We start from the raw sequence: 11,954 nt of genomic DNA, 5'->3' as shown, positions 1-11,954 counted from the left end.
AGAAAAAAACCCATGGAAGTTAAGCCGAAAAAATGAAGGGGTGGTTGAAAACATTTGCCCATAAATTTACACAATAACCTGGACTTGACTAAAAGGGCCCGAAGCCGGGGAAGGCTTTCCGGGCTTTTTTAATACGTTGTCAGTTTCAGCACTTCCTGAAGGCGGTAAAGGCCTTTTAACAAATAAGTGGAGAAGCCTTCGTGTTTTTTGTAGGAGACAGTGAAGGTGCCATCTTCATTGTTCCACAGCCGCCCGAAGTACCGGCGGATATCTTTTGTGATGGCCGCATCATTCGGTGCCTTCACAAATAAATCAGTCTCCAAATTATAATCGCCCAGGTTGCGCAGCGTTAAATTGGTCGACCCGCCGAAAAAGAGCGAACGGCCGGGCTTTTCAATCCAGACCAGCTTCGGATGGAATTGCTCGATCCCGGTGTTGTACCAGCGGATTTTGATCTTTCCATCCGTTTTCTTTACGAGTTCCTGTGCAACAGGCTGGTTGGGCAGCCCGATTTTTTTATGCCCGAACGCATTTAAATTCGGGTCGAGGATAAGCCGGATGCGGACGCCGCGGGAAGATGCCTCCTCAAGCGCACGGACCACTTTCCGGTCAGCCAGATAAAACATTGCCATTGAAATCGAATCACCATTTTTTGCCGCTTTGATTTCTTTCATGATCCGGCCGTAAACTTTCCCCTCTGTTAACAGCTGGACGGCAATCCTGCCTTTTCCCCTCTCTTTCCCTTTATATTGCGGCAGTTCCGGGCCGCCCGACATATTGGAAGCCGCCTGCTCCGATTCCAGAACATCACGGATGACCGGCCCCTTAACAAGAAAAGCGATATTGGAATGCCAGCCGCTTGCGTCATGCGGGTTGCCGGATGCAATGACCGTGCCGTTTTCGGTCGTAAACGTTTTGCGGTGGTTCGCCTTAATATTGAAAAGTTCAAGGTACGAACGGAGCGTCATTTTCGGTGCATTGTCCCCGAAAGCGTTCGGCAGCCAGCCGGTCCCGCCCTGGCCAAACGACTGGAAAAACATATGCCAAATACCGGAATAAAGCGGCGTCGGGTCACGTAACGGGTCCAAATGCGTAAAGACCACACGAATGCCATGTTCCTTGAGCCGTTTTAAAATGCCGGCTTCATGGGACCCGTAGGAGGTATTGATCGGGTCGGTGATCACGATGATGCGGACACCGGGTTCTTTTTCTTTTTTGGCAATCAGCCGGTCTGCAAGCCTTTCAGCCAGCGGCGGCACTTTCATCTTTTGATCATGGTAGCCATTAAAAAGGAATAAATCCGCGACGATAAATTGATGGGCCTGGTCAATCATCCGGTAAATTTCAGGATAGACGGCCTGCTCCACCTTTCTTTTTCCCGTCCCCTTTTCCCGGTATGTTAAATCCGAAAGAAAACGGATGTCTTGATCATGGACGGTATATGTTTTGCCTTCATAGGAAATCCCTTTTGGCAGCGGCTTATATGTATGGTACAACATCACAGCCGCATAAATGGCAAGCAGGACAAGGAACCCGCATAACAGCCATTTCTTTCCGCTTTTTTTCATTACAATCCCCCCGTTTCCCAGTATCTTTCCCCACCCGCATGCCCGGCAAACATGCAAGCAAAAGTTTGAAAAGCAACGGAACGGGTAACATAAAAGTACTTTAATTTAGAAAGGAAAAGGCTATATGATCTGGACAATCATCGGGATTTTGCTCGTACTTTGGATTTTGGGCATCGTTTTTCACATTGCCGGTGCCTTTGTGCATCTTCTGCTTGTCATCGCCGCAATTGTGCTGCTGTTTAAAATTTTTTCAGGCATGCGTGGAAATAACAGCCGGTAAAAGGCTAATGACATAGGAAGAAGGTTGAGGCGCAAAGGCTTCAACCTTCTTTTTTTAGGCAGTCCTTCATTTCCAATATTTTTTCTTAAGCGATGCATCAAGTACTGCCATTCTCTCCTGTATTTATAAAACATACCGGAAAATACTGGCGCATTTCCGGGTTTAAAGGTATAACTATTATGGAGATAGGTCGCCCATTTTTCTCCGGCCCTGTAACGAACAGACAAAGGAGTGTTGTAAACACTGTGAAGAAGACCATCCAGTTTTGCCTGAACAACAAATTTGCCATTTGGCTGATGACCCTCATTGTGGCTGGTGCGGGCATTTATGCCGGCATGAATATGAAAATGGAAACCATTCCGAATATCGACGCGCCATACATGCTGGTGACAGCCTCTGATCCGGGTGCCACACCGGAAGAAGTCGAAAATAAAATAACGCAACCGATCGAACAACGGCTGAAAAACCTCACCGGCGTCAATACGGTCTCCACTTCCTCGACGGAAAGCAATTCCCAGATCCAGCTTGAGTATAAATATGGCACGGATATGGATCAAGCGAAAAAAGACATCCAGGACGCGCTGGAAAAAGTGGACCTGCCGGATAATATTGACAAGCCGTCCGTAACAAGGATCAGCATCAATGATTTTCCGATCCTGTCTTTAAGTGTCTCGGACAAAAGCCGGTCTTTCCAGCACTTAACGAAAATTGTCGAAGAAGATCTTGTTCCAAAACTGCAGAGCATTGACGGCGTATCCGATGTTCAGGCTTCCGGCCAGTATGTGCAGGAAGTCCAGCTGGCCTTTAAACAGGACAAATTGAATGCATTGGGGCTCGATGAGGATACAGTCAAAAAGGCCATCCAGGGCTCAAACGTTTCGGTACCGCTCGGCCTCATCAACTTCGGGAAAGAAAACAAATCAGTAGAAATCGATGGAAACGTGAAATCGCTGAAGCATTTTGAGAATCTGAAAATCCCGTACACCCCGAAAACGGGTGCAGCTTCCGCTTCGTCCGCAGCCGCACAGGCTTCAGGGACACAATCCCCGGGTGCTGCACAAGCCTCAGGGACACAGGCCTCGGGTGCACAGGCTTCAGGAACGCAAGCCAACACCGGTATGCCGGCCGTTGCGTTAAAAGAAATCGCCGATATCAAAGTTGTCGGCAAGCATGAATCGATTTCAAAAACGAACGGGAAAGATTCAATCGGCATCCAGATTACAAAAGCTCCGGATGCAAACACGGTGAATGTTGCCGATGCAGTAAATAAAAAAGCCGCACAGTTTAAAGCGGACTATAAAGGCACGCAAATTTCCACCATTTTAGACCAGGCAACACCTATCAAAGACTCCGTCAAAACGATGTTTGAAAAAGCAATCATCGGGGCCGTGTTTGCGATTGTGGTCATCCTGCTGTCTTTGCGGAATGTGCGTTCAACCATTATCGCAGTCATTTCGATTCCGCTGTCAGTGCTGGTTGCTTTTATTATTTTGCACCAGCTTGGCATCACATTAAACGTGATGACACTTGGGGCCATGACGGTGGCAATCGGGCGCGTTATTGATGACTCGATTGTCGTCATTGAAAATATTTACAGGCGCTTGACGCTGCGGGAAGAAAAACTGCGCGGAAAAGCGCTGATCCGTGAAGCGACGGTTGAAGTTTTTAAACCGGTCATGTCTTCCACGATCGTAACGGTCATCGTCTTTCTCCCGCTTGCACTTGTGAAAGGAATGGTCGGGGAGCTGTTCATGCCGTTTGCCCTGACGCTGATTTTTGCCCTGCTGGCATCGCTTCTTGTGGCCATCACGGTGGTGCCGATGTTTGCCCATTCGTTATTTAAGAACGGGCTGAAGAAAAACACGCGGACCACGAACGAAGGCCACGGCAAGCTCGCTTTGTTTTATAAAAGGATTCTGAACTGGTCGCTCAACCATAAGCTGGCCACGTTCGGCACCGCATGCCTGCTTCTGATCGGCAGTCTGTTTTTAATCCCGCTTATCGGCGTCAGCTTTATTGAAAACGAAGGCCAGAAAGTCGTGTATGCCACCTATGCGCCGGAACCGGGGGAAACCCTTTCCGACGTGAAGAAGATTACAGGAAAAGCGGAGGATTACTTAATCCACCGTAAAAATGTAAAAAATGTGCAGTATTCCATTGGGGAGTCGGCTTTCAGCACAAACAGCAACTCCGCCATCTTTGTTGTCGAATATGACCAGGGCACCAAAAATTTCGACCGCGAACCGGAAAAGGTCATCAAAGCTCTGCAACAAAGAACGGACCAGGGGACATGGAAATCACAGGACTTCGCGTCCATGTCGAATGATGAATTAACGTTGTATGTCTATGGCAATGATCTGGATGAAATCAAACCGGTCATCCATAAAATTGAAAAAGTCATGAAAAACAATGACAACTTGAAAAATGTTGAAACCAGCCTTTCCGAAACGTATCAGCAATACACGCTTGTCGCCAACCAGGACAAACTGGCCGCCCTCGGGTTAACAGCCGGCCAGCTCGGAACCGGCCTTGCGCAAACCGGCAACCGGACCGTGCTGACAACCATTGAAAAAGGCGGAGAGGAATTAAACGTATATGAACAGAACAAAACCGGGCATTACGGCAATATTGGCGACCTGACCAATCAAAAAGTCACATCGCCGCTCGGCACAAAAGTAGCGCTAAAAGATGTCGTGGACGTGAAAAAAGGCGAAACACCGGATGCGGTTACAAAACGGGACGGCAAAATCTATGCCAGTGTAACCGGCAAGATCAAGACAGCTGACGTTGCGAAAGTGACACAACAAGTCCAAAACAAAGTGGATAAACTCGATATTCCAAAATACATCCATGTCGAAACCGGCGGCGTAACGGAAGACATCAATGACTCGTTTACAAAGCTCGGTTACGCGATGCTGGCTGCTGTCGCGATCGTTTATCTTGTGCTCGTGATTACATTCGGCGGGGCTCTCGCGCCGTTTACCATCCTTTTCTCGCTGCCGTTTGCCGTGATCGGTGCACTCATAGCCCTGTTCCTGGCGCATGAAACGATCAGCGTCACCGCCATGATCGGCGCCCTGATGCTGATCGGCATCGTGGTGACGAATGCCATCGTGCTGATCGACCGGGTGGTGCATAAAGAAAAGGCGGGGCTGTCCACCCGCGAAGCATTGCTTGAAGCAGGCGCAACAAGGCTGCGGCCGATTTTAATGACCGCCTTCGCAACAATCTTTGCCCTGATCCCGCTTGCTCTGGGCTACGGCGGCGGCGGACTCATTTCGAAAGGGGTCGGCATCACAGTAATTGGCGGCTTGACCAGCTCCACTTTACTGACTTTGATCATCGTCCCGGTTGTCTACGAATTTTTAATGAAGTTCAGGAAAAAAGAAAAACATCCGGAAGAAGCATGAAAAAAGAGGTTGCCCCCGGGCAACCTCTTTTTTCTGCATGAACGGAAACGGTGCCGGTTCCCTAAAGGCATTAAAAAAAGCTGACCTATCCTCTAGGTCCAGCCCCGTAAACGCATGAAGATTCACTTTTTTAGCAAACGCTGCAAGAAATGGCTGCTGCACAACCCGGCAAGTCCTAATTTTTCCCAAGCATTGTTACAGCAGGTTCAGGGGCAGGTTTTCCAATATAGTACCCTTGCGCCAAATGCATGCCGATCGATTTGCAATAGAGCAGTTCCTCTTCGCGTTCAATTCCTTCCGCCAGCACATAAATGCCGGTTTCTCCCGCAATTTTCATGACTTCCTGCAAAAAGCGCTGTTTGACCTTATTCTCGTCGCAATGGGAAATAAAAAAACGGTCGATTTTCACATAGTTCGGATTTAAGATTTTCAAAGTTTCAAGCGTTGCGTACCCCGAACCGAGATCATCAAGCGCCACGCTGACGCCAAGATCACGGTAAATCCCGAGTATCTTTTTTAAAAAGTGGATATCGTTGATCTTCTCGGTTTCCACGACTTCAAAAACAAGGTCCTCGGGGGAAATATCGTACTGTTCAATCAAAGTGAACGTATGCCGCAAGCAAAACTTGTAATCATAAATCGAAGCGGGCAAAAAATTGATAAAGCTCTTCACGCCGCGGGGCAGTTTCTCAGCACGGGCTTTCAGTGCCGCTTCCCTAGCGCGCAAATCCAATAACGAATGCAGCCCGGTTTTATGGGCGGCATCAAATAACAGGCCTGGGGGAATGTTCCGGTTCGGCAAACGGGTGCGCAGCAAAGATTCATAGCCGTATATTTGGTTGTCCTGAATGCGGATGATCGGCTGAAAATAACTTGTCAGGCTGTCGGAAATAATCACTTTCACGAGCATCTCATAGCGGATGCGCTCTTTCAATTGAGAAAGCGGCAGGGAGAGCGTCGAAAATCCGGATCCGGACGGATGGACACTGGTGAAAAGATCAACCGTTTCGGGCATATCTTTTATGATATCAAATAAAGTATCCTTTGCTTCAAACGGAATCATTAAATACTCCGAAAGAACTTCGTATACACAGGATTTCTGCGTCATATATTCAATGACAGCCTGCGTTTTTTGTATGTATAATAAACCGCTTTCCGGAATATGAAAAGATGCATCGTTCTCCAGGTTTGGCTTCTCATTCAGCATGTGATTCATCCTCATCCAGTCGTTTAACTTATTTATACCAAAAAATGCCCGGCAAAGCTACTATGAATAGCACATTTCCCTCACACTTCTATTAGTCCTCCTTTGATATGATAATCTTTACTTTAAATTTATTATAAATAAATATTGATTTTTATAATGAACCAGTTATAATATAGATATCAAATAGCAAAAGGTGGGAACATGATGAGTGATCAAAAAGACAACAAAAAAATGACAACTGCATTCGGTGCCCCGGTTCCGAATGACACAGATTCAAAAACCGCCGGCAAAAGAGGCCCGTTATTGATGGAAGATGTCTGGTTTATTGAAAAGCTGGCCCATTTCGACCGGGAAGTGATCCCGGAGCGGCGGATGCATGCAAAAGGTTCCGGCGCGTACGGGACGTTCACAGTGACAAACGATATAACGCAATATACGAAGGCAAAACTCTTCTCAGAAGTCGGCAAAAAAACCGATATGTTCATCCGCTTCTCAACCGTTGCCGGTGAACGCGGCGCGGCGGATGCCGAACGCGATATCCGCGGGACAGCGATGAAATTTTACACAGAAGAAGGCAATTGGGACCTTGTCGGGAACAACACGCCTGTATTTTTCCTCAGAGACCCGAAACGTTTCCCGGATTTGAACCATGTCGTCAAACGCAACCCGCGCACCAATATGCACAGCGCGCAGGCAAACTGGGATTTTTGGACGCTGCTGCCTGAAGCGCTCCACCAGGTGACGATTACGATGAGCGACCGCGGCATCCCGGCAAGCTACCGGAATATGCATATGTTCGGAAGCCATACGTACAGCATGTTCAACGCCAACAACGAACGTGTCTGGGTCAAATTCCATTTTAAAACACAGCAGGGCATCAAAAACCTCACGGACGAAGAAGCGCAGGAAATGATCGGCCGCGACCGTGACAGCCATCAGCGCGATTTGTACGAAGCGATTGAAAACGGCGACTATCCGCGCTGGACGATGTACATACAGGTGATGACGGAAGAAGAGGCAAGAAACCTGCCGTATAATCCGTTTGACTTGACAAAAGTGTGGTACCATAAAGACTTTCCGCTCATTGAAGTGGGTGTCGTCGAACTGAACCGCAACCCGGAAAACTATTTTGCGGAAGTCGAACAGGCCGCATTCGCCCCGACCAATATTGTACCAGGCATTGGGTTCTCGCCGGATAAAATGCTGCAGGGCCGCCTTTTCTCTTACGGCGATGCGCAACGTTACCGGTTAGGCGTCAACCACTGGCAAATCCCTGTCAACTATCCGAAAAAAGCGGAACACTTCCATCCGTACCACCGCGATGGCGCAATGCGGGTTTTCAATCCGGCTGAAGGCGGCTCCGTCTCCTACAGCCCGAATAGTTATGGCGAATGGGAAGACAGCAAGGAACACGCAGAACCGGCACTCGATATTTTAGGTACAGCCGACTATCACAATTTCCGTGAAGATGATGACAAATATTACGAACAGCCCGGCAAATTGTTCAGGCTGATGACGGCGGAAGAACAGCACAGGCTGTTTGCAAACACGGCACGTAGCATGCAGGGAACGACAAAAGAAGTCCAGCTCCGCCATATTGCGAACTGTTATTATGCAGATCCGGCATACGGCGAGGGCGTCGCGCGCGCACTTGGTATTCCGATGAGCGAAGTCGAGGCGGCTGTTTCGAGAAAATAGCCGGCAGATAAAGGTTTGCGGTGACGCTAAAATGCACATGATACAAAATGATCTTAAGTTTTTGCAAAGCCCGGGCACCAATTTGCCTGATGATGACTTTTTGCAGCAGGCAAAAGCGCGGCAATATTTTGTTCACTTATATAGATATAAAATGTAAAAAGACGTTGAGGCGCAAATAGTAACGGTGCCCAAACGTCATTTTAATTGATTTAGGGTAAGGGCGGGACACAGTGCCAAATGGTGTCCCGCCCTCTTTTCGAGTGATTGTTCATTTATATCCTTTTTTTGTAAATTTTGCGCATATGTCATGATACCAGCCGATCAGCATGCTAAAAGCCGGATCAAACAACCCTTTCATTTTTTGAATGGCCCATACGGTGAACAAGGCAACAATGATGCTTGCCGCAATATCCCCCGGATAATGGTGCCCGACCCATACACGGGAAATGCCGGTCAAAACGGCACAGAGAATCATCGCTGACCCGAGTTTCCGGTTCCGCACCCATAAGGCGAAAGCCATTGCAAACGTGCCTGTCGCATGGTCGCTCGGAAACGAGTCATCGGCCGCATGCGGAATTAAAATGCTGGTATGATACGTGGTAAATGGCCGTGGTTCATAATAAACAAGCGTAATCAAAAAATTGACCAGCAAAGCGGCAATCCCGGCAATCCCGGCATAAAGCACCATATTTTTCATTTTATCATTGCCCAAAAACCACACAATCAATAAAACAGCGGCAAAAAGCGGCAAGGCATCCTGTGTAAAAAAAATCATGATGCCATCCAGTAATTTGTCATGCCCTGACAAGTTGTGGACCATAAAAAACAATCTGGCATTCTCATTCATGGCTCTATTTTCTTTCCTTTCTTCTATGGCTGGTTTTGATAGAAGAATGTTTGTCAAACATCTCGTCCATCCGCACGAACCGGAAGCCGCGCGCTTTTAATGCCGGGATGGCAACCCGCAAACCTTCAATTGTATACTGCGGGGCATCTTCATCTGCGCCCGGCGTGACGCCGCAATCATGCAGCAAAATCACATCACCGCTTTCCACCCGGGTGATCAGACCGTTTGAAACTTTTTCCGAACCGCCTTTTCTCTTCCAATCACGGAACATTTTCGACCAGTGCACCATGCAGAACTGCTTGTGCAGAAAAAAGTCCAGCAGATGCATCATCCCCCACGGCGGGCGGTAAAAAACCGGCCTCTCCCCGGTGATATTTTCAATAATTTGTGCCGACTGCTCAAGCGTGCGTGCATTTTTCCAAGGGCTGATCAGCCAGTTGCACTGGTGCTTATAATTATGAAGGCCGATACAATGCCCCTCACGCGACATGCGCAAAACGATTTCCGGGTACCGGGCCGCCCTTTCCCCGACGAGAAAGAAAGTGGCCTTAATTCTTTCCCGCTTTAAAAGATCAAGCAGTACCGGCGTATATACCGGGTCCGGCCCGTCATCAAAGGTGAGCGCAATCTCCGCATCTTTTTTTCCTTTCCAACATACCCAGAAACCGAGTTTGGCCGCTAAAAAATATGGAATAATAGCATATATGAAAAGCAATAAAATCAATACCCAGATGATGACTTCCACACCGTGCCGCTCCTTTCATCCAGAGATTCATGCACAAGCAAAGCCTTTTTTCGCATCCTTGCATACTTTCCGTGCGCGGTATCCGGCATTTCCGGATCAGGCGAGTGAATGAGCCGCGCATATTTTGCCTGGTCAATAACGGAAAGCACCCGAAAAGCGGCTTCCCTGTTCTGAATCGAAAGCGTATTTCTTTTCATCTTCGCAAGCTGTGCCCTGTTTTCATTCAGGCGGGCTAAACACCGGATTAACGTTCCTTCATCTGGTGCCTCAACTGCTGCGCCTGCTTGTGTTAAAAAGGCTGCGTTATCTTCTTCCTGGCCCGGCAACGCTTTGTATAAAATCATCGGCAGTTCCATGGCCAATGCTTCCGCAGTTGTCACGCCGCCCGGTTTCGTAATCATGACGTCCGAGACGGCCATTAAATCACACACATAATCAATATAGCCGAGCACGAAAACCTTGTGTTTCGTCCCTTTCAGATCATCCATCAGGCGGGCGCGCAGTTTTTCATTATGCCCGCACACGATCAACAGCTGCATGCGGAAAGGCACCGCGTCCAGTTTTTCAGCCGTGAACAGCCCGTCCCCGAACAGGCCTTCCCCGCCGCCCATGACAAGCACAACCGGCAACGCCGGATCGAGGCTGTATTTTTTGTATAAAGCCTGCTTGTTCACTGGTTTCAGGAAACTCGGTTTGATCGGGATCCCTGTACAGGAAATTTTCCGGCCAGGAATGCCGATCCTGATCAGCTGCCGGCGCAACATATGCGAACCGACGACATAATGATCTGTGTACGGATGCAGCCACGAACTGTGGTGTGTATGGTCAGTAATGACGGTGACGAGCGGGATATCGGACAGCCCGTATTCCTTTAATTTTGAAATCATGGCAGACGCAAAAGGATAGGTGCTGACAATGACGGACGGGCGTATCGTTTCGAGCATCCGTAGTGTCTTTCTCATCCCTGTAGAAAATAAGCCGGTCAATGTTTTCGACAGGGCATTCCTTCCATACGTTTTACGGTACAGATACCCGTAAAGATTCGGGAATTTTTCAATACCTTTCATATAAACATAGTGGCTGACCGGGCATAATGCGGGATGGACCCATTCCATGAAATCGACGACAACCGGGTCTGCTTTTGGGGAACGAATTTTCATCGCCTGTTCAATTGCCCGGGCGGCCTGCAAATGCCCTTCCCCAAAAGCGCCTGTTAATATCAACACTTTGTCTTTTTTCTTGTTGGCCATTTTCTTTTCCCCTCTGCTTTTCGGTCTGTTTACAGGAAACGCGCCGCTTCTCTTTCTCATGCGGCTTCCTTTCGATACAATACAATAGACTTTGAGGGAAAAAGAAAAGTTCATTTACAGGCGATAAAAATTTGCGGCCATTGTTTTCCTGCTCTTCCATTTAAACGTATTTTGAAAAATACTGTAAAAATTTGTTGCGAAAAATTGAAACAATGCAAGACTTTTTTCCGGAAACAAAAACACCGTTTTGGCATTTCCCTGTTTTTTCATCGGGATCTGCCCAGTTCCCGGATGAAAAAAAAGTAGCCGGGTATTCACGAAAAAACATGCGGCCGCTTATTTTGCGTCCGCACGTTTTTTCCTGTTTCTCCATTTTTGAAATAGCCATGTGACCGAAAGCCCGATCGAGTACCAGAACAAAATCAGGAAAATGACTTCCCCGACCAGCGGGATGCTGCAAAGGGCAACCAGGATGGTCACGCCCGTTAACAATTTCAGCCATTCCTGACTGCCGTTTAAAACGTCAAAGGTGCTGCCGATTTCCCTGCCAAGAAACACGAGCCCTGCCAGGAGGGATACAAAAACAGCAAGGGATAACAGAAGGACAACCGGTATTAATACCACCGTAATCGTCAAAAACAGACTGAGCGCAAGGACGACAAGCGACAGCAGGCAGCCGGTAATGATCATCCTTCCGGGCCGCGTGTAGAAGGACCGGATCCCGGAAAAAAGCGGTTTTTGCGCGATTAAGCCGAACAAAACAGTGCACACAATCAACAGCAGGCTTGCGGAAAGCCGGAAAAACCAGAGGGCAAGAAGCATGACAGCGGCAAAAATCATACTGTCAAGCGTTTTATTGTTCGAGCTTTTTGCGATGTTAACAATTTTTCTTTCAATGCAAATAGAACACCACCAGAAATATAATATTGTCAGATAAATATATGCCCAT

8 protein-coding genes and 1 pseudogene are annotated in these 11,954 nt (G+C 48.0%); 3 read left to right on the top strand and 6 right to left on the bottom strand.

The features are described from left to right. Positions 1 to 128 precede the first annotated feature (128 nt). Complete coding sequence (locus IC21_RS01680; RefSeq protein ID WP_029142165.1) at positions 129 to 1,568, bottom strand: phospholipase D family protein; 1,440 nt, start codon at positions 1,566 to 1,568, stop codon at positions 129 to 131. A gap of 124 nt (positions 1,569 to 1,692) precedes the next feature. Here IC21_RS01680 and IC21_RS16640 point away from each other — a divergent pair, with 124 nt between their 5' ends. Both IC21_RS16640 and IC21_RS01675 read left to right on the top strand, forming a co-directional pair. Beyond that, a complete protein-coding gene (locus IC21_RS16640) occupies positions 1,693 to 1,848 on the top strand; it encodes a lmo0937 family membrane protein (protein WP_014097513.1) in 156 nt (51 codons plus the stop codon). Between the two features lie 245 nt (positions 1,849 to 2,093). Then, positions 2,094 to 5,258: an efflux RND transporter permease subunit gene (locus IC21_RS01675; RefSeq protein ID WP_029142164.1), complete on the top strand. Its 3,165-nt coding sequence runs from the start codon at positions 2,094 to 2,096 to the stop codon at positions 5,256 to 5,258. A gap of 175 nt (positions 5,259 to 5,433) precedes the next feature. On the opposite strand, the gene IC21_RS01670 is transcribed toward IC21_RS01675, so the two are convergent. After that, positions 5,434 to 6,465, bottom strand: coding sequence for an EAL domain-containing protein (locus IC21_RS01670; protein WP_029142163.1), 1,032 nt, complete (start codon positions 6,463 to 6,465; stop codon positions 5,434 to 5,436). Positions 6,466 to 6,669: 204 nt separating this feature from the next. On the opposite strand from IC21_RS01670, the gene IC21_RS01665 reads away from it, so the two are divergent. After that, entirely contained in the window at positions 6,670 to 8,163 is a 1,494-nt protein-coding gene (locus tag IC21_RS01665) for a catalase (protein WP_029142162.1), read from the top strand. A 268-nt stretch (positions 8,164 to 8,431) separates the two neighbouring features. On the opposite strand, the gene IC21_RS01660 is transcribed toward IC21_RS01665, so the two are convergent. From IC21_RS01660 to IC21_RS01640, 4 genes and pseudogenes are all read right to left on the bottom strand, one after another. Continuing rightward, the gene (locus tag IC21_RS01660) at positions 8,432 to 8,938 is read right to left on the bottom strand and encodes an undecaprenyl-diphosphatase (RefSeq protein WP_234969635.1); all 507 of its coding nucleotides are present in this window, start codon (positions 8,936 to 8,938) and stop codon (positions 8,432 to 8,434) included. Positions 8,939 to 9,014: 76 nt separating this feature from the next. Then, a complete protein-coding gene (locus IC21_RS01655) occupies positions 9,015 to 9,755 on the bottom strand; it encodes a polysaccharide deacetylase family protein (protein ID WP_029142160.1) in 741 nt (246 codons plus the stop codon). After that, positions 9,731 to 11,005, bottom strand: a complete 1,275-nt coding sequence (locus IC21_RS01650; protein WP_029142159.1) for an MGDG synthase family glycosyltransferase — start codon at positions 11,003 to 11,005, stop codon at positions 9,731 to 9,733. The genes IC21_RS01655 and IC21_RS01650 overlap by 25 nt, the downstream gene beginning before the upstream one ends. Positions 11,006 to 11,341: 336 nt before the next feature. Next, positions 11,342 to 11,954 (bottom strand): annotated as a pseudogene (locus IC21_RS01640) (hypothetical protein); the annotation flags it as partial.

This window comes from Heyndrickxia coagulans DSM 1 = ATCC 7050 (assembly GCF_000290615.1).
GTDB classification, from domain to species: domain Bacteria; phylum Bacillota; class Bacilli; order Bacillales; family Bacillaceae_C; genus Weizmannia; species Weizmannia coagulans.
This window is presented reverse-complemented; position numbering and strand designations above follow the sequence as displayed.